The following is a 22,100-nucleotide window of genomic DNA, read 5'->3' as shown; positions in this document are numbered from 1 at the left end:
ACTTCTGACAGTTTGAATGGCTAAATACTGACAGGTGTGGGGAAAAATGTTGACAATCGGAACGCGGTAGGATAATCGCTTTACGTACCGAAGTAACAAAAATACGGACCCGCGCACGCGAAGCGCGGTTTGAAATTCTGGCACGGACGCTCCGTCTCGCCCGGTTCCGGGAGGTGGCATGGCGCGTCAATGGACTTGGCGGTCTTTTGTGCCACGGATTTGTGGACTAGCGCTCGGCGTGGCCGCGTTCCTCCACGCACATCCGGCCCTGGCCGCGGTCAGCCCACATCTACAGCCACAAATCACGGTGCCCGAATCCGGTGGCGGCACCAGCCCCGGGGGAATTGTCGGGGGCATCCGCGAGTGGCACGTCATTGGGATCGGTTTGTTTTGTCTCGTTGAGGCGCTGCTGATTGTGGGGCTATTGGTCCGGCGCGAGGCGCGCGTGCGGACCGACGAGTGGTTCCAGCAAGTGGTGGAAACGGCCCCCACCGGAATGCTGATGGTCGATCGGGACGGGACAGTTCTTCTGGCCAATGCTCAAGCAGAGGCGCTTTTCGGCTATAACCGGGGAGATTTGCTCGGACGACCGGTGGACCGGCTTGTTCCCGAGTACCTGCTGGAGCGGTTTCTGACCGGACGCGCCAAGTTTGTTGCGGCCCCCCCAACTCTGTCCGGTGCTCGGATCGACACCTTTGCGCGGCGAAAGGACGGGAGCGCGTTCCCAGTCGAGATCGGGCTGAGCGCGCTCCGAACGCCCAAGGGAACGTTCGTCCTGGCGACCGTCACCGATCTCACCGAGCGCCGGCGCGTGGAAGAAGAGTTACGTGCCAGCCAACAGGAACAGCGGGTACTAACGGGGCGCTTGCTGGAGGCCCAGGAAGCCGAACGGCGCCGAATCGCCCGCGAGTTGCACGACGACCTCAACCAAAGCCTCGCGCTGTTGTCCATCGAGATGGAACTTTTGGCGTGCGTGCCGCCGACATCGGCTCCCCAAACCTCTCAGCGCATGCGCGAGTTCGCGGCCCGGGTCAAGGAACTGTCGTCTTCCGTTCACGACCTGTCCCACCAGTTGCACCCGTCGAAACTGGAGCACCTGGGGCTCGTCGCGGCCCTTAAGGGGCTGTGCAAGGAACGGAACCGCTCTCACGGACTGATCGCCACGTTCAAGTACGACGCGGTTCCGGAATCCGTTCCCGCGGACATTGCACTCTGTGTGTACCGTGTCGCGCAGGAGGCTTTGTGGAACGTGGTCAAACACAGCGGAACCCTTCGGGCCACCGTGGAACTGCGCGGGAGCGCGAACGCGATCTGGCTGCGTGTCTCGGACGACGGCGACGGGTTCGATTCCTCCGTAGTCAACGCGGGATTGGGGCTGGTCAGCATGCGCGAGCGATTGAACCTAGTAGGCGGCGAACTTGTCATTGATTCGCACCTGGCTGGGGGCACGCGAATCGACGTCCGCGTGCCCGTTCCCGTAGCCCGCGTCCCCGAACCGGAACCCGAACTCGTCTCTACCGCGGAGAGATTCTCGTGAATCGACCCCGTGTGCTATTCGCGGACGACCACCGCCTCATTCGCGAGGCGTTCGCGCGCCTCGTGGAGACCGAGTGTGACGTGGTGGGCGCGGTCGCGGACGGGCTGGCGCTCCTCACCGAGGTTCCGGTGCTGCAACCGGACATCGTTATAGCCGACATCGCGATGCCGCTCCTCAACGGGCTGGACGCGGCCCGGCAACTGAGGAAAGACGCGCCGGACGTGAAGGTCATCATCCTCACAATGAACGAGGACGCTGACCTGGCCGCGGAAGCATTTCGCGTGGGGGTGTCGGGGTTCCTTCTGAAGAACTCGGCCGCGTCGGAGCTGCTCCAGGCGATCCGAGAGGTCGCGCTCGGGCGCTCGTACATCACGCCGATGGCGACCCGAGGACTGGTCGAGAACCTCTTGCACGGGACCGAACCGATTGCCCGACCCGTCGAGTTGAGCGTGCGTCAGCGCGAGGTGCTCCAGTTACTCGCCGAGGGGCACACGATGAAGGAAATCGCGCGGCTCCTGAAGATCACCCCGCGGACGGTCGCGTTCCACAAGTACAGCATGATGGAGCTGCTCGGGGCGAAGACGTTCGCCGAACTGATCCAGTTCGCCCTGAAGGGCGGCGTGGTGAAAACATATCCCGCGTGAGTTCTGGGGACGCGCCCGGACTCGTGTAGCGGAAGAGTCTTCGCACCCTACAGAGAGACGCATGAGACGACTCCTGGGAATCGGGGCCACCGTTCTCGGTGCGCTCGGGGTGCTGGTGTGCGCGGCGGCGATCGGGGGCGGTTGGTGGACCGCGGTTCGGACCACCGATCGCACGGACCGTGTCGCGTCCCGCTTGAACCACGGGTTATCCGAAGCGGACGTGCGACTGGAGCGCGTCGAGAAGCGACTGGCCGCCATCCGCGCCGACCTCGCCGAAGTGCGCGACGAGGCCGAACAGCTGATGGCCGAGAACCCGGAACTCCCTCGGGTGCGGGCCGCGATCGAGCGCCTCCTCGACCGGCTCCTCCCGACGATCGATCGCGCCGCGGCGCTGGCGGACTCGCTCCGGGCGGTGGCCGCCGGGCTGCGCGCGGTGGAGGACGTCGTTGTTCAGTTGGGCGGAGAGTTCGAGCAGCCGAGTCGCGCCAGAACCGCGGCCGACACGATCGACCGCGCCGCGGAGGTGCTGAACGTCCCGCAAGCGCGCATCGACGCCGTGAAATCAGCGGCTGCGGTTCGGTTGACGCGCGAACTGATCGAACTCGTGCGCGAAGTCGTGGCCGGCTCGGAGCGCCTCGCCGAAGGGCTAACAGGCGCCCGCCGGGAGATCACCGACGCGCACGAGCGCGTCGAGCAGAGGCGAGTGCAGGTCGTATTTTGGGTTCGCGTTGCAGCGGTCGCGCACACGCTGGTGTGGGTGTGGATCGGGTTGGGACAGGTGTGCTTAGTCGGCTGGGGCCGGCGGTTCGCGAGACGTGCCCCCGTTCGGTCTGCGTGAACTTGGCGCCGGTCGTTTTGCGATCACGTTCGGGTCATTGGAAACCATCATGGACCGAGTGTTGGAGTGGGTCATTTTCGCCCCGCTGCTCGTGGTCGCAGCGCTCACAACCTTGTGGACGGCCGGCGCGATCTACTACGACGTCTGCGGCGCCGGGCGGTGGGGGCGCGCGGCCGGGATCGCGTGGGTCGCGGGTGTTGCCGTGCTGTTCGCGTTGTGGCACCCGCTGTGGTACCCGTTCGCGGTCTTGCTCGGGACCACGGCCCTTTTTCTGGCGTGGTGGAGCCGGCTGCGACCGAGTCACGACCGCGAGTGGGAGCCGCCCGTGGCCACCTTGCCCCACACGATCCGCGACGGAGATGTAATCACCATCGCGAGCGTGCGCAACTTCGAGTACCGCACGCTCGACGATTTCACCCCACAGTACGAGTCCCGGACGTACCGCCTCTCCGAGCTGCGGGGCGTGGACATCATCTTCTTCAACTGGGGCATCGCGCTGATGAGCCACCCGGTGCTCACGTTCGACTTCGGCCCCGACGGGCGCGTGTGCATGTCAATCGAGGTGCGGTTCCGCAAGGGGCAACGGTTCTCCATTCCCCGGAGCCTGTACCGCCAGCAGGAGCTCGTCATCGTCGCGGCCGACGAGCGCGACATTGTTCTCCGGCGCACGAAACACGGGCGCCCGCAGGAAGCTCACTTGTACCGGTTCTCCGCCCCGCCCGAGGAGGCCCGGGCCGCGTTCCTCGACTACGCCGGGGCGATCAACGAGCTGCGCGACGCGCCCCGCTGGTACCACGGCGTCACCGCGAACTGCACCACGACGTTCTACCGGCTGCCCAACAGCCGGTGCCGGCTCGACTGGCGCGTGCTCGCCAACGGCCGGCTCGACCGCGCCCTGTACGCGGACGGGCGCCTGGACCGCGCGCTCCCGTTCGAGGAGCTCAAGCGCCTCGCGCGCCTGAACGACATTGCCAATGCCGCCCCCGCGGACGGGTTCGGGGACCACATTCGCCGCGAACTGGAAAGGCGCCGCCGTGAACGATGACGTGATCCCGTTACTGAAAATGCACGAGTACTTCCGCAGCGCGAGCGACGAGGCGCTCCGGGAAGTGGCCTCGCTCGCGCGCGTGACCCAGCACGCGACCGGTGATGTCGTCCACGAGGCGAACGCCCCATTGACCACCGTGGGGTTCGTCCTCCGCGGTCGGCTGAAGGCCGTGCGGATCGACGCACGCGGGGGCGAGTCCCTGTTCCGGATGATCGAGCGCGGGGAGCAGTTCGGGATGATGGTCGGCGCGCTCACCGAACCGGTCCCGATCCGCGTCGTCGCGCTGGAGCCGACGACGGTCCTCAACCTGGACTACGAAGAGGCGATGGAGCTGACGTTCCGGCACCCGGACCTGCGGCGCCTGTGGCTGTCGACGTTTTCGGGGGGCCTGCGGAAGCACTTCTTCGGCGCGGCCCCGAAACGCGCCCCGACGGTCCTCGCACTGATCCACGAGTCCGCCGCCGCGCGCGCGGTCGCCGGGCAACTGATCGCGAGGCTGCGCGGGCTGGGCGAGAAGCTCGCCATATTTAGCGACTCGAACGACTGGCAAAACCTCCCCGACGTTCCGTTCCGCGCGCTCCGCGTGGACGGCCGGGATCTGGAGACAGAGGAGATCCGCCGGCAGGCGGCCGCGTGGCACGACGTGAACCGCATCGTTTTCGACCTGCACGCGGGCACGAAACCGGAGCGGGTGGCGCAGTTGCTGGCGATCGCGGACCGGGCCGTCTACTTCGTCCCCGCGGGTCACAGCGGGGGCGCGCTGCGGCACCTCCGGGCGCTCGACGTCCCGGGGCACGGGTGGCGCGACAAGATCGGCATCGCCTGGTTGCTGGAGGGCGAGAGCCCCGTGGCCCCGGTCGCGCCCGAGCTCCGCGCCCTCGTCGCCCGGGACTTCAAGATCGCCGGGGCGCCGCCCGCGTTCCCGCTCGGCCGGGCGCTGTCGGCCGGGCTGGAGCGCCTGGTCCACGACCTCCGCGGGGTGCGCATCGGGGTCGCGCTCGGGGGCGGCGCGGCCCGGGGCATGTCGCACCTCGGCGTCCTCAAGGCGCTCGAGGACCAGGGCATCGTGGTGGACATGATCGCCGGGACGAGCGCCGGGGCGATGACCGGGGTCGTGTACGCCAGCGGCCTGGACAGCGACTACAGCGCGAACCAGTTCGCGCGCGACCTGCGCCCGTCGTGGGTGTTCCGCCGGCTGCCGCGCGGGGACCACTGGTACCTGCTGTACAAGTACCGGCGCGGGCACTTCGACCCGATGCTCCGCGAGTACCTGCGCGACTGGCACCTCGAACAGCTCTCCGTGCCGTGCCTGACGGTCACCGTGGACCTCGTGAGCGGGCGCCCGGTGGTCCGCGATCAGGGCGACGCGACCCACGCGGTGCTCGAGAGCATCAACCTGCCGGTCCTCTCGGTCCCGATCGTCCGCGGGGGACAGGCCCTCATCGACGGGGGGCTGGCGAACAACATCCCGGCCGACGTACTGGTGGCGCGCGGGTGCAATTTCGTGATCGCGGTCAGCGTGACGGCCAAAATGGAGGAGGCGTTCTGTGCGATCACCCCGGGCACGCAGGCGCACACCGGGAAGAAGCCGACCGCGGTACAGACGCTCCTCCGCAGCCTGTTGGTGCAGAACCACATCCTCAACGCCCAGGGCGTGCTCCCGGCCGATGTGGTGATCGAAACGGACGTGCGCGGGTTCGACCTGACCGCGTTCACGCAGGCGAAGGAGATGGCCGCGATCGGCCGGGCCGCGGGCCTCGACGCGCTGCCGCGCATCCGCCAGCTCCTGCACCGACTCGATCCGCAGCTCTTCGCGCCCGTTGGGTGACATCGGATCATGATGATTTGAGGGCATTTCACGTAACCTGTTAGTTTTCCGTTTCTTCACCTGTCACTTTTGACAGGTGTTTCTCCCCACTGTTCGGGTTAGCCTCCTCCACACCCACGTCCACGAGCACGCGAGCGGGGTGTCGCTGAAAGTATTCGCGGAGTCGTGTGCCCTCGGCTCGTCCGAGCCGGGGGAAACGGACCACGAGAACGCGCGGGAGTTCGGAAACTCAAAATCGAGTAGTCACCTATTCGAGGGTACCCATGATTACTGTTTTTCGAGTGATGCTGGTCGCCGCGGCCCTCAGCACGGGGGCCGGCACACTACGCGCCCAGGAGCGCGTCACGGACCTACTTGGCTGGGTTCCGGCCCGGACCAATTTGGTTCTGTTCGTGGACGCGGACGCCCTCGGGAAGTCCGCGATCGCGAAGAAAGAAAAATGGGGCGCTGGTGGCGAACCGGTTTCCGGCCTCGATTCGCTCCCGCCCGGCGTGTCCCAGTTGGTTGTGGCGTCTCAATTCGACCTCCGCTCGGGGCCGAGTGGTGAAACGTTCGTTGCCCGGTTGAAGAAACCGGTGTCCGACGCGGACCTGGTCAAGGTGACCGGCGGCACGCCGGACAAGATCGCCGGCAAGAACGTCGTTTTGACCCGCAACGACCGGTTCGTGGTGAATCTCAAACCGGGGATCGCCGGCGGGTACCAGCCCGCCAACCGCCAGGACACGGGGCGCTGGCTACGAGAAGCGGACGGCACCGTTTCACCCAAACTGTCTCCCGTGTTGGCGACCGTCGGGGCGGGGGTCGGGGCGAACGCGCCCGTCGTTCTGGTGCTCGATACGAGTGACATGTTCTCCCCGGCGCAGGTGAAGACCCGGCTCGCGGCAACCGCCACGTTCAAGGACAAGGCGGCGAAAATCGGTCCCGTCGCGGACCTGTTCGGCCAACTCCACTACGTCACCTTGTCCATCCGCGCGACCGACAAGTTGGTGGCGGAAGTGCGGCTGGAATTCGACGCGCCCGCGGCGCCGCTCGCCGCCGACGCTCAACCGCTCCTGCTCGAAGTGCTCAAGCGATCGGGGTTTCACAGCGCGGAAATGGACCAGTGGACCGCGACCGTTCGCGGCAACACGGTGACGTTCTCCGGGGCGCTGACGACGGAGAGCGCGAACGAACTCGTGGCCCCCTTTCTTCACCCCTCGCTCGGGGCCGTCGACCAGACCACACCGGACGAGGTGCCCGTTGAGCAGGCCAAGCGCCAGGCCTCGCAGAAATACTTCCAGGCGGTCCAGAAGAAGATGGGCGAGGTGCAGAAGACCAGCCCGCCGACGTTTCAGAAGCTGACGGCCGTTTTGAACAGTGGTGCCCGCTACATCGAGGAACTGCCACTGTTGAACGTGGACGAGGAGCTGCTCCAATGGGGGGCCGCGCTCGCGACCACGTTGCGCACGATGGCGATCATGTCGCAGAAGGCCGGGGGCGCGATCAGTTTGGCGGAAGCGAACAAGGCGATGTCCGTGGTGAGCACCCCGAACTACTACACCGGGGGCGGGTACGTCGGCGGGTACTATGGTGGGTACGGTTGGAACTACGCGGTCCCGAGCGGGAGCACGTCCACCGCGGTCGTGGACAACTACGCGTCGGTCAACAACCTCCAAACGGTGACCTCGCAGAACGAGGCCCTGTACCGGCGGGAGACGTGGAAGGCCATACAATCCGGGACGCTCGACATCCGGCGGAAGATGGTCAAAAAGTACAACGTCGAGTTCTGATCCGCTCGCGCTCGGGTTCAAGAACCCGAGCCGTATCAAGAGTGGTTACGGGGCGGCCGAAGCGAAACAGAAGAGTACGGAGCGTGCCGGTGCGATTGTAGCGCCGTGCCGAACGTGGTTGACTACCATTAGGCCCTTCGATTGGCCCCGGGGTGCGTATGTTCGATCTCGTCTGGGACCAGGTCCGTCACCTACCGCCCCTGGTCCGGTTTTGCATCATGATGCTGATCTTCTTCACGGTCCCACCACTCTGTCGGCGGGTCCGCCTCCCCGCCGTCGTAGGGCTCCTCGGGGCCGGATTGGTCATCGGCCCGTTTTGTTTGGGTGTGGCCCCGAAGCACGGTGAGGCCGTCGAGTTCATCGCCGAACTCGGGAAACTTCTGCTGATGTTCTTTGCCGGGCTGGAGATCGATCTGATCCAGTTCAACGCATCCCGGAACCGGTCCGTCGGCTTCGGCCTGCTCACGTTCGGGCTCCCGCTCGTGGCGGGTATGGGCGTCGGGTTCGCGGCCGGGTACCCGCTGATCGGGGCGCTCCTCATCGGGTCGCTCCTGGCGTCGCACACGCTGATCGCGTACCCGATCGTGGACAAGCTCGGGAAGTTGGGGAACGAGGCCGTGACGGTCGCGATCGGGGCGACAGTGTTCACCGACGTTGCCGCCCTCCTGGTGCTGGCCGTCTGCATCCCGATTCACGCCACCGGCTTCTCTCCGAACCAGTTTGCTGTTCAATTGCTCGAACTGGCCGTGTACGTTCCCGCGGTGCTCCTCGGGCTGGGCTGGGTCAGTCGGAAACTGTTCGCCCTCAAACCGGCGAAGGAGGGGCAGTTCGCCCTGTTGTTGCTGGTGGTGGCGCTGGCCGCGGTCGCGGCGGAGGCGATCAACCTGGAGGGAATCATCGGGGCGTTTCTCGCGGGCCTGGCTGTGAATAGTGCCACCCGTGACTGCGAGGCCAAGCACGAACTCGAGTTCCTCGGGAACCACCTATTCATCCCGACGTTCTTCCTGACTATCGGGTTCTTGATCGATGTGAACACCTTCGCCCGGACGCTGGTCGATCACTTCTGGCTGGTGGCCGGGATCGTCGGCGGGTTGATCGGATCGAAGTTCCTGGCGGCGGAGGTGGCGCGCCGGGTGTACGGCTACACGTGGCACGAGGGGCTGACGATGTGGTCGCTTTCGCTACCGCAAGTCGCCGCGACGCTGGCCGCGGCTCTGGTCGCGTACAACACCACGAACGCGGCCGGCGAGCGACTGATCGGCGAACCGGTGCTGAACTCCGTTATCGTCCTGCTGGTTGTCACCTCGGTCCTCGGACCGATCCTCACAGAGCGCTACGCCAAGCAACTACCGGACGCCCCCGCGCCTCAACCCGCGCCGGCCCAACCCGTAGCGATTCCGGTCGACGAGCACCACGCGCTCGTTTGAGCGGGATGCGGGTACGATTTCTGAACACCTGACACGTGTTCTCTTCAGCAAGAAATGTTTGTGGCTACGAAATGGTGGCGTGGAGGTGGGGCGGTCCGAGGTGCGAAACACGTGAGGGGCGAACCGTTTTGGCAGTTGCCCCTCACGGTTGCGCCGGGGCGAGCGGCGCGGATTCGATGACGGGTGGCCCGATGGGGCGGGCGCGTATCAGAATCGCGGTTACTTCTTGCGCTTGCCGGTCATGGTCATGAACGGAACCCACTTGCCATCTTCACCGAGCATGGACGAGGTCAGCACTTTGGTGTCCTTGTCCTTCAGTTCGATCACGTCGCGCATCTTCACGAGTTTGCCGGTGCTCGGGTTCGGCCCCTCGGTTTCCAGCGTCAGTGTCTGACCTTCCAGGGCGCCTTCGTACTTGTACAGGACGTCGCACATCGAACAGACCCAGGTGCCGACGACCTTCTTCTTCTGGGCGTCGTACCCGAGTGTCATCACGCCCGTGACCGGGACGTCCGCGACCGTTGCCTTCATCTCGCTCACGAGCCAGAGCCCGCCGAGCGAGCGGGCCGCGTCCGTGCCCCGACACTTCACCGGTGGCTTGCCCGGTTCGGTGACACCCTCGGACTCGACCTCCCACTGCCCCTCCAGTTGCTTGAGCCACTCGTGCTCCTTTTGGGGCACGGGCGGCTTCGGCGGTTCCGCGCCTACGGAGGAGAACGCCAGGACCACGGCGACGACACCGGCCACTGTGAACACACGCATCGCACGTTCCTCGAAACGGGTGAGGTACTTCCGGTGTTGGAGTAGGCGACCTCGCACCGGGAACGGGAGAATCGCACGGCGCGTGCGGACAACCAATGTCCGTAGGGCGCTGAATTACGCCCGTCGGACGAACGCGCGAGAGCGGCGCTGGTTAGAAGTGATGCGCCCGCGCCGCACCGGGAGAGTTGTTGCTGTCAACGACAAAAGCCCTGGACCGCGGTCCGGGGCTTTCGGGCGTGTCAGGCCGGGGTCACATTACTTGCACGGGTCGCCGCAGTGGGCCGGCGGGCACGGGTCGCACGCGAGGCGGTTCGCGCACAGGCCGCTGAAGAAGTCGCGGATCGGCTTCGGGCGGCACGGGTCGTTCAGCAGGTTCCGCAGCCCGCCGCCGAGCCCGCTGGAGCAGATCGGCGAGCAGTTGCCGGTGCTGCACGGGTTACCCGCACTGCACCCGGTGCTCGGGGTGCCGCACCCGCTGTTGCACGGCACGTAGCGGGCCTTCTTCACAACCACGTCGGTCGCAACTTGAACCGGGACGCGCTTGGTGACCGTCGTGGGCACCATCTCGGTGGTGGTGTGCGGAACCCGCACGTTCACCGTGTACGGCACCTGCTTCGTGACGGTGTAGGGCACGCACTTGGTGATCACTTCTTGCTTCATCGTGGTCACCTTCACGGGCACCTTCGTCACGACCACTTCCGGCACGTTGCGGACGACCTTTTCGGCCACCCGGCGCGTTTCGGTCACTTGCACGTTGCGGGTCACGTTGTAGGTCACGTCGCGGGACACGCGGAGCCCTTCGACGAACACGCGGTTCGGGCCGTCGGTGTCGTAGGTCGGGGCGTTCGGGTTGGCCAGAGCGCCCGGGCCGCCGCCGACGATCTTGGCACCCTTCGCGGCCTGGGCCGCGGCGTCGCCGCCGAGAGCCGAGGCGTCGACATAGGCCCCTTGAGCGTTGCGGCGGGTCGTCACCGGCTCGCGGACGATCTCGGTCACCGGCACGTTGCGAACCACTTGCGTCGGAACCTTCTCGACCACGGTCTTCTGCACGTTCCGGGTCACCGTCACGGGCACCTTCTCGGTCACGACGGTCTGCACCTTGCGGGTCACCTGGACCGGAACCTTCTCGGTCACGGTGCGCTTCACGTAGTTGGTCACCTGGACCTGTTCGGTCACGGTGCGGTTGCGGGTCACCTGGCGCTGTTCGGTGTGGGCCGGCTGGCGGACCAGTTTCTTGCGGGTACCGACCTGCTTCTGCACGGTGGTGCAGGTGCACGGGTCGAACTCGCACTTGTAGACCGGGACGCACTCCCAGGTCAGCTTACCGGGCACGCACACCGTTTCGCACGCGGTTTCCGGGACGCACTTGGCCACGCACTTGGTGGTGACGCACGGCTCGCACACCGTCTTACACACGTCCTTCATCACCGTCTCGCACACGTCCTTGCAGACCGTGCGCTGGACGTTCTTGTAGCACGTTTCGGTGACCGGGACGCAGACCGTCTTGCACACGTCGCGGATGACGGTCTCGCACACCGGCTTGCACACGGTCCGCGGGCACTCCTTGTAGTGCGTCTCGCAGATCGGCTTGCACACGAAGAAGCACTCCTTCCGGGTGTGCGGCTCGCAGATGGTCTTGCAGACCGTCACCGGGCAGTCCCGGTACACGGTCTCGCATACCTGCTTGCAGACGGTGGTGCGGCACTCCTGCAGCACGGTCTCGCACACCGGCTTGCACACCGTTTCCTGGACCTGCTTGTACGCGGTCTCGTTCACCGTCTTGTAGCACGTGCGGGCCTCGCACGAGTACGTCGTCTTGGTGACCGGCTTCATCACCGTTTCGGTGGTCGTCTGGTAGCAGGTGTGGTACCGCTTCTCGATGACGCTGTCGTAAACGACTTGTTGCCCGCACGGTCCCTGCCCGGCCGCGAAGTTGGTCTGCGCGTCGCACGGCGAACAGTTGTTGGCGGAGTACTTAGTGGTCCCGAAGTGCCCGGCGAGCGCCACCGAGCTGACACCCAGCACCGCGACGGCCGCGAGCCACGGAGTGCCCTTACGAATCGACATTGAAACGCCTCCTGCGGTCCAGTCCCGTTCCCGGCCGCTCCGCGGCGCGGGCGCCGCAGCGCGCCCCCGTTCGGCGCTGCTGCGTACCGACCGACCGTAAATCCGTCCCCCGTTCGCAACGACGAGCGTATTCCGAACGGCTGAATCCCCTCAACAGCTCGTCTGCGTCGTGTATCGGAAGCGGCGCGAACGCCGAATGACGCGCCCCGGCGCTGTGCGGGTAATTCGGTGCGCACGGGCGACGGGTGGAGGCGCGTGTGCCGACGGTGGCGAGGGGGCCGGTTGTGCCGCCCGTATCCCTTGTTCCGGCGCCGGTAAGAACGGATCCGGAGCGCAAGCACGCGACCGTGTCACTCGGAGCCCGGGATTTCGTGGGAAACACGAGTTGGAGACACGATATGGGGCCGCAAAAAAGATACGGGCCGGCTGGCTGTCGGAGCCACCGGCCGTGGGAACGTGTCAGCTTGAAGAGAATCAGTGGCAGGTCCGGTTCGGGGGCGCTCCCGAGCCGCCGGGGGAAGTTTGTGTGGGGATGCGAAGTCTCCGACCCGATAACCGGTCGTTCTGTGCGCCACCGACTATGAATTGGAGACAAAAAATGTAAAGCACCCCTCGTGCCAATTACGGCTGACTCGGAACGCCTCGGGCCACATTTCCCCAAGAATTTCAGGTGTTTGTGAAAATTCGCGCGCGCGAACCGAGCGACCGCGCAGTTCGTTGCCACCAATCGGGAAGTTGAACGCACAGGTTCCCAACTCGGTCCAGGGAAAACTTGCCGTCCGAGGCACATTTCCCCGGAAAAGCAAGTGCGGGATTTGACCGGATTGTGCGAACAATTCCAATTGACAGCACACCGAGAAACTGAGAGTTGTGGAGTATACGAGCTTATTCGGCGGTTCACCCTTCTCGGACTCGCTCGACCGCCGCCGCCCGTGAGACCGCCTCTCCGGTCAAATGTGACGGTTCTGTTACGCTTGGAGGACCCGAAGGTCATGATGCACTTCTCTTGCGACGTTTGCGGCAAGGACATGACCCAGGATGGGGCCGAACGGTACGTGTTGAAAATGGAAGCGTTCGCGGCCACCGACCCGGCCGAACTGACCGAGGACGACCTGGAAACCGACCACGTCGAAGAGATGGCCCGGCTGCTGAGCGATATTGAAGAGGGCGAGGAGCCGCCGCAACTGCTCCCGACGTGCAAGAAAATGCGGTTCGACCTGTGCCCCGTGTGTTTCCGCAAGTTCGTCAACGACCCGCTCGGGCGCGAGAACGCCTCCAAGTTCGACTTCAGTCCGAATTGACGGCGGGGGCCGTTTTGTCCCCGGTCCGGCGTTACATCCGGAACCCGGCGCGACCGGTACGACCCATCAAACGCAAAAACTCCCGGCACCAAACGCCCGCGGGCGTGTAGCATATCTCCGCGCCCCGCTCCGCGTGCGGGGCGCACACCCTCACGCAACAAAACGGGCCGCACATGGCACAGCCGCTCACCGTGGTCATCTTCGGGGCGTCCGGCGACCTCACGTCGCGGAAACTGATCCCCGCACTGTTCAATCTCGCCCAGAAGGGCAAACTCCCGCCGGAGGCGCGCGTGGTCGGGGTGGCCCGCAGCGAGTACACGGACGAGGCGTTCCGCGAGCACCTCAAGGGCAAGGCGAAGGAGATCCTGCCCGGCGAGCAGTTCAGCGAGGAGAAGTGGGCCGCCTTCGCGCCGCGCATCCACTACGTCTCCACCGACGCGACCCAACCGGGCGGCGCGAAGCCCCTCGCCGATTGGTTCGCCGCCAACGAGAAGGAACCGAACGGTCGGCGCCTCTACTACTTCTCCGTGTCGCCGTACTACTACCCGCCTATTAGCTCGGCCCTGGCCGAGGTCGGGCTGAACAAGAGCGACACCGGGTACCGCCGGCTCGTGATCGAGAAACCGTTCGGCACCGACCGGGCCAGCGCGAAGAAGCTTAACGACGAACTGCACAAGCACTGGGACGAGAGCCAGCTCTACCGCATCGACCATTACCTCGGGAAGGACACGGTCCAGAACATCCTCGTGTTCCGGTTCGCGAACACGCTGTTCGAGCCGCTGTGGAACGCGCAGTACATCGACCACGTGCAGATCACCGTTGCCGAGAAGGTCACGGTGGAGGGGCGCGGCGATTACTACGACAAGAGCGGCGTGATGCGGGACATGCTCCAGAATCACATCCTGCAAGTGCTCACGCTGGTCGCGATGGAGGACCCCAACCGGTACACCGCGGACAACCTGCGCAACGAGAAGATGAAGGTGCTCTCGACCGTCAACGTGCGCCCCGAAGCGGAGGCCATGAAGGTGATGGCGCTGGGGCAGTACGACGGGTATTTGAACGTGAAGGGCGTGGACCCGAAATCGAAGACCCCGACCTACGCGGCGATCAAGCTGGAACTGGACAACCGCCGGTGGCACGGCGTGCCCTTCTACCTTCGTAGCGGGAAGGGGCTCAAAGCTCGGTACAGCGAGGTGATGATCCAGTTCAAGTGTCCGGCGCGGCTCATGTTTCCGCTGCCGCCCAACGAGATGCTCCAGTGCAACCGGCTGAAGATGGTGATCCAGCCGAACGAGTCGATCCAACTGAACTTCCAGACCAAGGTGCCCGACGTGGACGGTGTATCGCTGCGCCCGCACAACCTGACCTTCGACTACAAGCAGGCGTACCAGAACCAGACGCTGCCCGAGGCCTACGAGCGCCTGCTGCTCGATTCGATCCAGGGCGATGCGTCGCTGTTCATGCGGGCGGACGAGATCGAGCGCGCGTGGGAAATCATGGACCCGCTGATCGCTGCCGCGGACCACGCCCCGACCCAACCGGAGAAGTACGCGATCGGCTCGAACGGCCCGAGCGGCGCGGACAAGCTCCTCGACTGCTGGCAGCCGATCGGGTGAGGTTTGGTTCGTGATTCTGTCCGCCCCAATTGGGGCGACTGGAAGACGCGCGATTCACCTGCGATGGTCGCTCGGTCAGTGATTCGACCGAGCCGCCACAAGAAGAGCGAGCGGAGCCGAGAGGTCACAGTAAGACCCGATTCGACCTACCGAGTCGAAATCTCATCGATGAGTCGCTGCGTCGCGTTGATTTCGTTTGCCAGACCCGTGACCAAATCCTGAGCCCCTTCTCCGGGCAGCACCGCCCACGTATACGTCTCGACCTCCACGTGCGGAGCGTAATTCAGGGCCGCGATCGCCGCCAGAGCGGGGCGTAGCGCCGATCGGGTGGTGCCGAGCGACCCGAAATGCTCCGCGTCGACCGGGACGTGGAAGTGAACCCGCCACGTTTCGGCGGCCGTAAACTCCGGTCCCGGGGCGTCCAGGAACTCGGTGGTCAGGTCTACGGCCCCGATCGTTCGCCCGTCGCGTAACCGAGCGAACACCTGGTGCAAATATCGCGGCTCGATGAACCGCCAGAGTGCGGCGCGACCCTCGGCATTTTCAGCCGGGGCGTTCAGTTCAATAGCACAACTCACCTGCACCTTGTTCACTCGCACCCCGGCCCGGTCCAGGGAAGCGACGCACGCGGCCGGGGCTTCAAACTCCACCGCCTGGTGGCACACGTCGTAGCACACCCCGATGTGCTCTCGCACCGCGTCTTCCGCGCCCCTGGCCGAAGCCACGCCCCAGAGCAGGCGGAAGAACTCGATCGTTTCTTCCGTCGTCTCCAGTAGACAGAACGGCTCGGGTTCGATTGCCACACGAATGGTGCGCCCGGATTCTGCTGCGATCCGGGCGAGGGTCTGGGCACAGTCGGTCAACCGCTCGACCGCTTGGAGGAAGCCGGGCGCGCGGTCGAACCCTTTGAAGCCGATCGGCAGCGTGGAGATGGAGCCCTCCCCGCCTTCGGGCAGGAGTTCGGCCAGTACCGTGGCACACCGCTCCGTGTACGACAGCCGCTCCGACGACGTCCAGTCCGGCAGGTACACGTTCTCCTTCACCCGTGCGGCATGAAAATCGCCATACGGGAAGGCATTCAGTGTGTAGACCGTCAGCCCCCGAGCGTTCAGTTCAGCGGCCAACCGCGCGGTACCGTCCGGTGCGGCCAGAACCTCGTTCACTACCGGGTGCGCGAGCCACAACCCCGCGGCCATCGGGCGCCCGACGCGGCGCATCACGGGCACGGTGTAGCGGTCGAGGCCGCCGAGGAGTTCGGCAAAAGTCTGGGCCGGGTGTACGTTGGTGCAATACCCGAGCGGGAGGCTGTTGAGCGCCATCGGCGGTCCTTGTAACTCTGAGATACCCGGGATACCCCTCGGGCTGTAAACCCTTGCACCTTGGGGGGTATCCTTTTGTTTCGGTGAACTTCGGTGCGTTCGGCGGTGTCCGAGCGAGGGAGTTTTCTTATGGAGGGCGAGTGGTGGTCGTGACCGAAGAGAAACAGGCACCCGTGGCAGTGACGACGTTCGCGGTGTTAGTGGCACTCAGCGTGTCCCACCTGCTTAATGATACGATCCAGTCGCTGATCGCGGCCGTGTACCCGGTGCTCAAAGAGTCCTACGCCCTCACCTACACGCAGATCGGACTTATCACCCTCGCGTTCCAACTTACAGCCTCCTTGCTCCAACCGCTCGTCGGCCTGTACACCGACCGCCGGCCGCTACCGTTCTCGCTGACGGTCGGGATGAGCGTCACGCTGGGCGGGTTGCTGCTTCTGTCCGTTGCTGATACCTTCCCCACGATTCTCTTGTCGGCGGCACTGGTTGGGGTCGGGTCCGCGGTGTTCCACCCGGAGGCGTCGCGCGTGGCGCGGCTGGCGTCCGGCGGGCGGCACGGGTTCGCGCAGTCCTTGTTTCAAGTCGGCGGGAACGCGGGATCGGCCCTCGGGCCGCTGCTGGCCGCGTTCGTCGTGGTCCCGTGGGGGCAGGGGAGCCTCGCTTGGTTCGCGGTCGCGGCGGTGGCGGCGATGGTAATCCTGTTCCGGGTCGGGCGGTGGTATCGGGCGCATTTAGCGGAGCGCCTGGCGAAGAAGACCTCCGCGGTTCCCCCGCCCGTCTCGCCGGGGAAGGCGGCGTTTGCAATCGGGGTGCTGCTGTGCTTGATCTTTTCCAAGTATTTCTACATGGCGAGTCTGAGTAGTTACTACACGCTCTACCTGATCGAAACGTTCGGGGTGGGGGTGGCGGACGCGCAGCTCCGGCTGTTCGTGTTCCTGGGAGCAGTCGCCGCCGGGACGTTCCTTGGTGGACCGGTCGGGGATCGCGTGGGGTTCAAGGCGGTCATTTGGGGATCGATCCTCGGCGTGCTCCCGTTTACACTGGTTCTGCCCTACGCGAATCTGTTTTGGACGACGGTGTTGACCGTCCCCATTGGGTTGATCCTGGCGTCCGCATTCTCGGCCATCATGGTATACGCGCAGGAACTTTTACCCAGTCGCGTGGGTATGGTGGCCGGGCTGTTCTTCGGGTTCGCGTTCGGGATGGGCGGGGTCGGCGCCGCGGTTCTCGGGTGGCTCGCGGACCAGACGAGCATCGGGTACGTGTACAAGGTGTGCTCGTTCTTGCCGCTCATCGGCTTGCTCACGGCCCTGTTGCCGAACCTCCGCTCGCACGCCCGTTAAACAGGTTCACGACCGCGGCGCCGACATTGAAACCGGCTCCCACACACCGGGGCGGGCTTCAGGCGCGTCCACTGCTCGCCGAAGCCGAGGTGGGCGACCGGCGTTCCTAGGAGCCACGCCAGGAACGCCGGCGGATCGAGTTGCGCGGCGAACGGGTTCTCGGGCACGGCGCCGCTACCTGTGGACCCGCGAGCGCCGGCGAATCAGTTCGTCCACAACGGTGCCGATGAGGAGCGTCACGCCGACCACGGCCGGGATCACGTCGCTCTTGTCGCCCCGGAAATTGACGATGCTCTCGATGATCGGCAGCACCATCGCGCCGAGCACCATACCCACGGCCGTGCCCTCGCCCCCGCGCAGACTGCACCCGCCGAGCACGGCCCCGAGGATCGCGTACAGTTCCCAACCGAGCCCCGCGTTGTCGGACTGCACCGAGGGCGAGTTGAGGAACAGGAGCGTCCCCGCCAGGGCCGCGAGCGCCGAGCACGCGACGTACACCGACAAGCGGTGCCGGTTCACGTTCACCCCGGCGTACTTCGCGGCCAGTTCGCTGTGCCCGATGGCGTACCAGTAGCGCCCGTAGGCGGTCCGGTGCAGGAAGAACCCGATCGCGGCGGCGAGGATCAGGAGCAGGGCGAACTGAGCCGGGAACACGAGTTCGCCGTCGGCCGGGCTCTTACCGACGAGGACGTAGCGGAGGTTTCGGAGCGCCGGGCCGAACTCGGGTTGGGCCTGGGTCACGCGAGACATGCTCACCGTGTCCCCGAGCAGGCGGGCCACCCCGCGGAAGATGAACATCCCGCACAGCGTGACCAAGAACGGCTGGAGCCGGAGTCGCGTAATGAGTAACCCGTTGGTGAGGCCGACGCCCGTGCCAAACAGGACGACGATCGGCACCGCAAGGTACGGGTGGACACCCCGGGTCGTCAGGAGCCCGAACAGGACCGCGCCGCACGCGACGACGGACCCGACGGACAAGTCGATACCGCCGGTGATGATGACGAGCGCCGCGCCGAGCGTGATGATGCCGTACTGCCCCTGGTAGTTCGCCACGTCGATCAGGTTGCCGACCTCGCCGGCCTTGTCGTGCGAGGCGAACAGTGCGCCGTACAGCACCAACACCAGCCCCAGCACGCCCAGAATCCGCATCATGTCGCTGGTCCCCCGGTCGCGAGTCGCATCACCGCTTCCTCCGTTAACTTCGTGCCCGCCAGTTCCCCGGCGACGTGTCCCTCGTGCATCACCACCACGCGATCGGACATGCCGAGCAGTTCTTCCATGTCGCTCGTAATCATCCAGACCGCGACGCCCTTCCCCGCGAGTTCATCGACCAGGGCGTAGATCTCGGCCTTCGCGCCGACGTCCACACCGCGGGTCGGCTCGTCGAGAATGAGCAACTTCGGCCCGCGCGCGAGCCACTTGCCGTACACGACCTTCTGCTGGTTCCCGCCGGAGAGCAGCCCGACCGGTTGAGCCGCGCTCGGCGTCTTCACGCGGAGTCGGTCGATCCAGGTGCGGTGCAGTTGGACCTCTTCGCGCCGGTTCACGCCGAGGAGTGAACCGAGTTTATCGAGGTTCGGGAGGCTCAAATTGAATCCCACGCCCTCGGCCAGAACTAGCCCGTGGAGCCGGCGGTCCTCGGGCACGAGCAGGATGCCCGCGGCGATCGCGTCTTGAGGGGAGCGAATGCGCAGCGGCTCACCGTTAAGCAACAGCTCACCCGCGACGAGCGACCGCACGCCGAAAACGGCTTCCGAAAGTTCGGTGCGCCCGGCGCCGACCAACCCCGCCATCCCCAGAATTTCGCCGGCGCGTACCTCGAAATCCGCGGGAGTTGCTGGCCCACCTGTGAAACGCACGCCCCGAGCGCTGAGCACCGGCGCGCCGCCGGTCCCGGTGCGGTGGACCTTCGGGTAGAACTGTTTCAGGTCGCGTCCGACCATCAGCTTAACCATGTTGTCGTGCGTGATCTCGGCTTTCGCCAATTCACCCGCGTTGCGCCCGTCTCGCAGCACGGTCACGCGGTCCGCGACGCGCTTCACCTCCGCGAGCCGGTGCGAGATATACAGCACCGATACGCCAGCAGCCTTGAGTGCGTCGATGACCAGATACAGTTGCTCGGTTTCCTTCTGCGTGAGGCTCGACGTCGGTTCGTCCATGATGAGGACGCGGACGTCGGTCCCGAGCGCGCGGGCGATTTCGACGAGCTGTTTCTCGCCCGGCGGGAGGCTCTCGACTCGCACGTGTGCGCGGGACTCGGGCAACCCGACACGCGCGAGAAGTCCTACGGCGCGCTCGTTCATCGAGCGCCGGTCGAGTACGCGGAGCGCCCCGGCGACCGTCGCCTCGCGCCCGAGGAACAGGTTGTCCGTGACGGTGAGGTTCTCGGCGAGGTTCAGTTCCTGGTGAATGAGGCTGACGCCCGCGGCGATCGCTTCGGCCGGGCCGCGGAACCGGATCGGCTCGCCGTCCAGTCGCACCTCGCCGTCGTCCGGGATGTAAACGCCCGCGACGATTTTCATGAGCGTGGACTTACCGGCCCCGTTCTCGCCGACGACCGCGAGCACCTCGCCGGGAGCGAGCGTGAGCGAAACGCCGTCGAGCGCCAGGACGCCGGGGAACTGTTTGCGGGCGTTCGTGACTGTGATCCGGGGGGTGGGCATAAGAGTGTGCGGGAGGTGCGAGACCGGACGGGCGAACCGCACCCACACGAGCGCCACGGGGCACACTCGTGCGGGCACGACTCGTTAAGTGGTACCCGAGCGGGGCGCCCAGGAGCGCCCGCCGCTCTGTTGTTATTTCTTCGGCACGGAAGCGATGTCGGAACGCAATTTCGCTTCAAATTCCGCGACCTTCGGGAACTTCACGACCAGCCCGTTGACCGTTTCGTCCGCCCTACCGTCCTTCGTCACGATGCGGTAGGGGATCGGTTCCTTCACGAGCTTCGAGGTGTCGCCCTTCGCGTTCGCCGCGAGCGCCTCCACGGACTTGTAGCCGTATGCGAACGGGTCCTGCACGACCGTGGCCTCGATTTCGCCCGCGGCAATGCCCTTGAGCGTTTCCCAGTCCTCGTCGAAGCCGATGATCTTGATGTCCTTCGCCATCGACTTGGCCTTGGCGTCGTTGAGGATCGCCGGCGGGTTATAGGCATAGAGGCCGACCATACAGAGGTTCGGCAGCCCCTTCACACGGGCCAGAACCGCCCCGACGGTCTTCTGAGCGTTGTCCGGGCCGTTGTCTTCCTTCGCGGCCCCGTCCACGAGGTGGTACTTCCCATACGTGCGCACTTCGAGATCGCCCTTTTGCGGGTGCGTGCCCTTCACGCCCGGCGCGTCCTTTTGGCCCGCGAGTTCGTCGAGCACGCCCTGGGTACGGGCCTTGCCGTTAGCCGATTTGGTGCTGCCGATGAAGACCCCGATGGTACCACCGTTGGGAAGCGCCTTCTTCACCAAGCGCCCGACCGCTTTGCCGCCCTCGTAGTTGTCGATGCCGACGTAGCACAACCGCCCGGTCTTATCGGCGTCGTTGTCCATCGTGAGGAGCGGAACCTTCTTGGCGATCCGCGTGAGGTCTTCGGTTTGCCCGTCGGGGTCGATGACACTCACCGCGATCCCGTTGAGCCCCTGTTTGGCCCAGGCTTCGACGATGGGCATCTGAACGGCCGCATCGAACGCCTTTTCCGGCTGACGGAACTGCAACTCAACGCCGTGATCGTTGGCCGCCTTGTTCGCGCCGGCCTCACAGATGCTCCAAAAGTCAGCGGTGCAGTTGGTGACGACACCGATCTTGATCTTGCCGTCGCCATCTTTCTTCCCGCACGCGGGGAGGCACGCGAGCACGGCCGCGAGGGCCACAACGACCGAAGTGCGAAGGAGCACAGACACGGTTGCACCCATTTCGATGGAGAGTGACGGATTTCGTAAAGGGTGTTTACAAATTACCGGGTGCGCCCGAAGTGGCAAGCGCGAAGAACCAGAGAAATGACACGTTTACGAACTTCGGCCCGCGGCACAGTACGGCACCCCTTCGGCCTGAATGATATCGGGCGGGTGGATGATACCGCCATTTGCGACAAAGGAGAACAGTTCCGTGACTTCGTCGCCGCGCAGTGTGTAACTCGCGAGTTCGTCGCGCGTGACCCACGCCGCACCGAGCGACTCGTCGTCGGGTTCGGTCTTGGGCGGGGTGTCGTCGGTCGGCTCGGCGAGGAAGATGACGCGCATCCGCGCCCCGGCCGGACTGGGCGAGTGCTCCACGCGAATAATGCCCGTCACGCGGACGGGGATGCCGGCCTCTTCGAGCGTCTCGCGCACGGCGGCGCTCGCGAACGATTCGCCCTGCTCCACGCGCCCGGCCGGCACGTACCAGGGCTGCCCGTATTTGCTCTCTTGCACGATTAAGAAGTGATCGCCCCTACGCACAACAACGAGGGCGAAGCACCAAGTCGGGATCGGCGCGCGTGGCATGTGCGGTTCCCCCAGCGCCCGGCGGCGGAGAGGTCATTCGCGAGGCTACACCGCACGCTACCACCGATTTCGCGGGACCGCAAGTGGCTGCTCGCGAATGAGAAATACTGTTCAAATTTCCACAAATATGATTGT

The 22,100-nt window shown here is 65.4% G+C and carries 18 protein-coding genes; 10 read left to right on the top strand and 8 right to left on the bottom strand.

Annotated elements, in window-relative coordinates; translation table 11 throughout:
- The first annotated feature begins 208 nt into the window (after window positions 1-208).
- The 7 genes from VT84_RS24730 (at window position 209) to VT84_RS24700 (ending at window position 9,091) form a co-directional block, all read left to right on the top strand.
- Window positions 209-1,537, top strand: a complete 1,329-nt coding sequence (locus VT84_RS24730) for a PAS domain-containing sensor histidine kinase (protein WP_162271837.1) — start codon at window positions 209-211, stop codon at window positions 1,535-1,537.
- A complete protein-coding gene (locus VT84_RS24725) occupies window positions 1,534-2,181 on the top strand; it encodes a response regulator (protein ID WP_082841361.1) in 648 nt (215 codons plus the stop codon). Before VT84_RS24730 ends, VT84_RS24725 begins: the two co-directional genes overlap by 4 nt.
- Window positions 2,182-2,242: 61 nt before the next feature.
- Entirely contained in the window at window positions 2,243-3,019 is a 777-nt protein-coding gene (locus VT84_RS24720; RefSeq protein ID WP_082841360.1) for a hypothetical protein, read from the top strand.
- A 49-nt stretch (window positions 3,020-3,068) separates the two neighbouring features.
- A complete protein-coding gene (locus VT84_RS24715; RefSeq protein ID WP_157469802.1) occupies window positions 3,069-4,064 on the top strand; it encodes a DUF4105 domain-containing protein in 996 nt (331 codons plus the stop codon).
- Entirely contained in the window at window positions 3,994-5,895 is a 1,902-nt protein-coding gene (locus VT84_RS24710) for a patatin-like phospholipase family protein (RefSeq protein ID WP_082841358.1), read from the top strand. The genes VT84_RS24715 and VT84_RS24710 overlap by 71 nt, the downstream gene beginning before the upstream one ends.
- 263 nt (window positions 5,896-6,158) lie before the next feature.
- Window positions 6,159-7,664 (top strand): hypothetical protein, encoded by a 1,506-nt coding sequence (locus VT84_RS24705; protein WP_082841357.1) that lies wholly within the window; start codon window positions 6,159-6,161, stop codon window positions 7,662-7,664.
- A 158-nt stretch (window positions 7,665-7,822) separates the two neighbouring features.
- Window positions 7,823-9,091, top strand: a complete 1,269-nt coding sequence (locus VT84_RS24700; RefSeq protein WP_082841356.1) for a cation:proton antiporter — start codon at window positions 7,823-7,825, stop codon at window positions 9,089-9,091.
- Between the two features lie 219 nt (window positions 9,092-9,310).
- Here VT84_RS24700 and VT84_RS24695 read toward each other — a convergent pair whose 3' ends face one another.
- Window positions 9,311-9,853 (bottom strand): DUF1579 domain-containing protein, encoded by a 543-nt coding sequence (locus VT84_RS24695; RefSeq protein ID WP_082841355.1) that lies wholly within the window; start codon window positions 9,851-9,853, stop codon window positions 9,311-9,313.
- Window positions 9,854-10,108: 255 nt separating this feature from the next.
- Complete coding sequence (locus tag VT84_RS24690) at window positions 10,109-11,920, bottom strand: hypothetical protein (protein ID WP_082841354.1); 1,812 nt, start codon at window positions 11,918-11,920, stop codon at window positions 10,109-10,111.
- A 992-nt stretch (window positions 11,921-12,912) separates the two neighbouring features.
- Here VT84_RS24690 and VT84_RS24685 point away from each other — a divergent pair.
- Together VT84_RS24685 and zwf are read left to right on the top strand one after the other, a co-directional pair.
- Window positions 12,913-13,221, top strand: a complete 309-nt coding sequence (locus tag VT84_RS24685) for a hypothetical protein (protein ID WP_082841353.1) — start codon at window positions 12,913-12,915, stop codon at window positions 13,219-13,221.
- Between the two features lie 173 nt (window positions 13,222-13,394).
- Complete coding sequence (zwf, locus tag VT84_RS24680) at window positions 13,395-14,837, top strand: glucose-6-phosphate dehydrogenase (protein ID WP_082841352.1); 1,443 nt, start codon at window positions 13,395-13,397, stop codon at window positions 14,835-14,837.
- A 146-nt stretch (window positions 14,838-14,983) separates the two neighbouring features.
- Here zwf and eboE read toward each other — a convergent pair whose 3' ends face one another.
- Window positions 14,984-16,156: a metabolite traffic protein EboE gene (eboE, locus tag VT84_RS24675; protein WP_082841351.1), complete on the bottom strand. Its 1,173-nt coding sequence runs from the start codon at window positions 16,154-16,156 to the stop codon at window positions 14,984-14,986.
- Between the two features lie 140 nt (window positions 16,157-16,296).
- Between eboE and VT84_RS24670 the strand changes: the two genes are divergently transcribed.
- Complete coding sequence (locus tag VT84_RS24670; RefSeq protein ID WP_052560357.1) at window positions 16,297-17,499, top strand: MFS transporter; 1,203 nt, start codon at window positions 16,297-16,299, stop codon at window positions 17,497-17,499.
- On the opposite strand, the gene VT84_RS38885 is transcribed toward VT84_RS24670, so the two are convergent.
- From VT84_RS38885 to VT84_RS24650, 5 genes are all read right to left on the bottom strand, one after another.
- Window positions 17,496-17,666, bottom strand: a complete 171-nt coding sequence (locus VT84_RS38885) for a hypothetical protein (RefSeq protein ID WP_157469800.1) — start codon at window positions 17,664-17,666, stop codon at window positions 17,496-17,498. The two genes, VT84_RS24670 and VT84_RS38885, sit on opposite strands and share 4 nt — an antisense overlap.
- 7 nt (window positions 17,667-17,673) lie before the next feature.
- Window positions 17,674-18,651, bottom strand: coding sequence for an ABC transporter permease (locus VT84_RS24665; protein ID WP_052560358.1), 978 nt, complete (start codon window positions 18,649-18,651; stop codon window positions 17,674-17,676).
- The gene (locus VT84_RS24660; protein ID WP_082843407.1) at window positions 18,648-20,162 is read right to left on the bottom strand and encodes a sugar ABC transporter ATP-binding protein; all 1,515 of its coding nucleotides are present in this window, start codon (window positions 20,160-20,162) and stop codon (window positions 18,648-18,650) included. Before VT84_RS24660 ends, VT84_RS24665 begins: the two co-directional genes overlap by 4 nt.
- A gap of 132 nt (window positions 20,163-20,294) precedes the next feature.
- Window positions 20,295-21,383, bottom strand: coding sequence for a substrate-binding domain-containing protein (locus VT84_RS24655; RefSeq protein WP_162271836.1), 1,089 nt, complete (start codon window positions 21,381-21,383; stop codon window positions 20,295-20,297).
- 105 nt (window positions 21,384-21,488) lie between these two features.
- Complete coding sequence (locus tag VT84_RS24650; RefSeq protein WP_082841349.1) at window positions 21,489-21,965, bottom strand: NUDIX domain-containing protein; 477 nt, start codon at window positions 21,963-21,965, stop codon at window positions 21,489-21,491.
- Window positions 21,966-22,100 lie beyond the last annotated feature (135 nt).

Origin of the sequence: Gemmata sp. SH-PL17 (assembly GCF_001610855.1) — a bacterium.
Lineage (GTDB): Bacteria > Planctomycetota > Planctomycetia > Gemmatales > Gemmataceae > Gemmata > Gemmata massiliana.
The sequence above is the reverse complement of the archived record's forward strand: the minus strand, read 5'-3'. Positions and strand labels throughout refer to the sequence as shown.

Bases quoted from the DNA above. Each gene is read 5' to 3' on its own strand.
- VT84_RS24660 (WP_082843407.1), bottom strand. From the start codon at position 20,162: ATGCCCACCCCCCGGATCACAGTCACGAACGCCCGCAAACAGTTCCCC.
- VT84_RS24700 (WP_082841356.1), top strand. From the start codon at position 7,823: ATGTTCGATCTCGTCTGGGACCAGGTCCGTCACCTACCGCCCCTGGTC.
- VT84_RS24665 (WP_052560358.1), bottom strand. From the start codon at position 18,651: ATGATGCGGATTCTGGGCGTGCTGGGGCTGGTGTTGGTGCTGTACGGC.
- VT84_RS24690 (WP_082841354.1), bottom strand. From the start codon at position 11,920: ATGTCGATTCGTAAGGGCACTCCGTGGCTCGCGGCCGTCGCGGTGCTG.
- VT84_RS24705 (WP_082841357.1), top strand. From the start codon at position 6,159: ATGATTACTGTTTTTCGAGTGATGCTGGTCGCCGCGGCCCTCAGCACG.
- eboE (WP_082841351.1), bottom strand. From the start codon at position 16,156: ATGGCGCTCAACAGCCTCCCGCTCGGGTATTGCACCAACGTACACCCG.
- VT84_RS24685 (WP_082841353.1), top strand. From the start codon at position 12,913: ATGATGCACTTCTCTTGCGACGTTTGCGGCAAGGACATGACCCAGGAT.
- VT84_RS24710 (WP_082841358.1), top strand. From the start codon at position 3,994: ATGCCGCCCCCGCGGACGGGTTCGGGGACCACATTCGCCGCGAACTGG.
- VT84_RS24650 (WP_082841349.1), bottom strand. From the start codon at position 21,965: ATGCCACGCGCGCCGATCCCGACTTGGTGCTTCGCCCTCGTTGTTGTG.
- zwf (WP_082841352.1), top strand. From the start codon at position 13,395: ATGGCACAGCCGCTCACCGTGGTCATCTTCGGGGCGTCCGGCGACCTC.
- VT84_RS24715 (WP_157469802.1), top strand. From the start codon at position 3,069: ATGGACCGAGTGTTGGAGTGGGTCATTTTCGCCCCGCTGCTCGTGGTC.
- VT84_RS24720 (WP_082841360.1), top strand. From the start codon at position 2,243: ATGAGACGACTCCTGGGAATCGGGGCCACCGTTCTCGGTGCGCTCGGG.
- VT84_RS24695 (WP_082841355.1), bottom strand. From the start codon at position 9,853: ATGCGTGTGTTCACAGTGGCCGGTGTCGTCGCCGTGGTCCTGGCGTTC.